Annotated in this window: 1 protein-coding gene and 1 pseudogene; both read left to right on the top strand. The window is 37.8% G+C overall.

All coding sequences use genetic code 11. The annotated features are described in order from the left end of the window. Window positions 1-186, top strand: a 186-nt coding sequence (tnpA, locus tag ACQCVE_RS19570) for an IS200/IS605 family transposase (RefSeq protein ID WP_426863668.1), incomplete at its 5' end; no start/stop codon positions are given. Window positions 187-191: 5 nt separating this feature from the next. After that, window positions 192-524: pseudogene (locus ACQCVE_RS19565) on the top strand (RNA-guided endonuclease TnpB family protein); the annotation flags it as partial.

Genomic DNA, 524 nt, shown 5'->3' with positions numbered 1-524 from the left:
ACGCTTAGTCCTGCTGATATTATGGCAAAAATCAAAGGAGTGACTTCTAAAAAGTTGAGAGAGGAATTTCCTCACCTTCAACACTTGCCGAGTCTATGGACACGTTCCTATTTTGTTTCTACCGCAGGAAATGTGTCGAGTGAAACGATAAAACGTTATGTCGAACAACAAAAAACAAGGGGGTGAATGATCTGTCACAAACCATCACAGTCAAAATCAAATTGCTTCCTACAAAAGAACAGGCTTCTATCTTATGCAATATGAGCAAAGAGTATATTGATGTAGTGAATCGTCTTATCGCTGAAATGGTGAAAGAACAGAAAAGCACCAAGAAAACAACAAAAGATGTTCCTGCCAACCTTCCAAGTGCAGTCAAGAACCAAGCAATTAAAGATGCTAAAAGTGTATTCTCTACAAAAATTAAGAAAAGCAAATACACAATCATCCCTATTTTGGTGAAGCCTGTCTGCATTTGGAATAACCAAAACTACTCGTTTGACTTCACTCACATACATTTGCCTTTG

Origin of the sequence: Metabacillus sp. 113a, assembly GCF_050107635.1 — a bacterium.
GTDB lineage: Bacteria > Bacillota > Bacilli > Bacillales > Bacillaceae > Metabacillus_B.
Note: the sequence above shows the minus strand (reverse complement) of the source record. Positions and strands in the feature narration are given on the sequence as shown.